The organism is Nocardia sp. NPDC050697 (genome assembly GCF_040654395.1).
GTDB lineage: Bacteria > Actinomycetota > Actinomycetes > Mycobacteriales > Mycobacteriaceae > Nocardia.
Map to the genome: position 1 here is coordinate 1 of NZ_JBFAHY010000028.1, position 1,176 is coordinate 1,176.

Genomic DNA, 1,176 nt, shown 5'->3' on the forward strand with positions numbered 1-1,176 from the left:
CACTGGCCGGACAGGCTGTGGCGGGCAATGTGGTGCAAGGGGTGGCACGCGGGCACGGAAAGACGGTGTTCGTGTTCCCCGGCCAGGGCGCGCAGCGGTTGGATATGGGCCGGGAACTGTATGAGCGGTTCCCGGTGTTCGCCGAGGCTTTCGACGCGGCGGTGACCGCGCTGGATGCTCACCTGGACACCGGCTCGTCGGTGCGGGATGTGGTATGGGGTGCAGACGAGAATCTGCTCAACCACACCGTGTACGCGCAGACCGGGTTGTTCGCGGTCGGGGTGGGGTTGTCGCATCTGCTGCGGTCCTGGGGGGTACACCCGGACATGGTCGCCGGCCACTCGATCGGAGAGCTGGTCGCCGCGCATGTGGCCGGGGTACTGACCCTGCAGGACGCGGCGGCGTTGGTCGCGGCTCGGGGACGGTTGATGGCAGCACTGCCGACCGGTGGAGTGATGGCTGCGGTACAGGCCAGCGAAGCCGAGGTCACCGCGTTGCTGCACGAACTCGAGACAGACCTCGGAGCCGGGGTGGATATCGCGGCGATCAACGGCCCCGACACCGTGGTGATTTCCGGCGCGCGTGACGCGGTCACCGCGGCGGTGTCGCGGTTCGAGCAGACCGGGCGCCGGGTGAGCTGGCTGCGGGTCTCGCATGCCTTCCACTCGGTGTTGATGGAACCGATGCTGGCTGACTTCGCCACCGTCGCACAGGGTCTGGTGTTCACCGAACCGGCACTGCCCCTGGTGTCGAACCTACACGGCGGACTGGCCGGTGCCGAGGTGAGCACCCCGCAGTACTGGGTCGATCACGTGCGCGCCAGCGTACGATTCGCCGACGGAATCACCGCCGCCACCGCGGCGGGCGCGGACACCTTCATCGTCGTCGGCCCCGATGGCGGCCTGACCACCGCGATCACCCACACCCTCGAACCCACACCCGACACCGCACAACCCACACCCGATGGTGACGCGGTGGTGGTGTCCGCGCTGCGGAAGGATCATTCCGAGGTCCGTAGTCTGCTGAGCATGGCCGCGCGGCTGGAAACCGCGGGGGTCACGGTGGCGTGGCCGGTGGTATACGCGGGCCGGGCCCGACGAGTCGGGTTGCCGACCTATGCCTTCCAGCATCGCCGGTACTGGCTCGAAGCCGGATCCGGCAGTGGCGATGTCACCG

The 1,176-nt window shown here is 68.5% G+C and carries 1 protein-coding gene; it reads left to right on the forward strand.

Annotated features, from left to right (window positions below; genetic code table 11):
- Positions 1 to 1,176 (forward strand): acyltransferase domain-containing protein (locus AB0H71_RS33905; protein WP_357029679.1); only part of this gene is annotated, 1,176 nt, incomplete at both ends.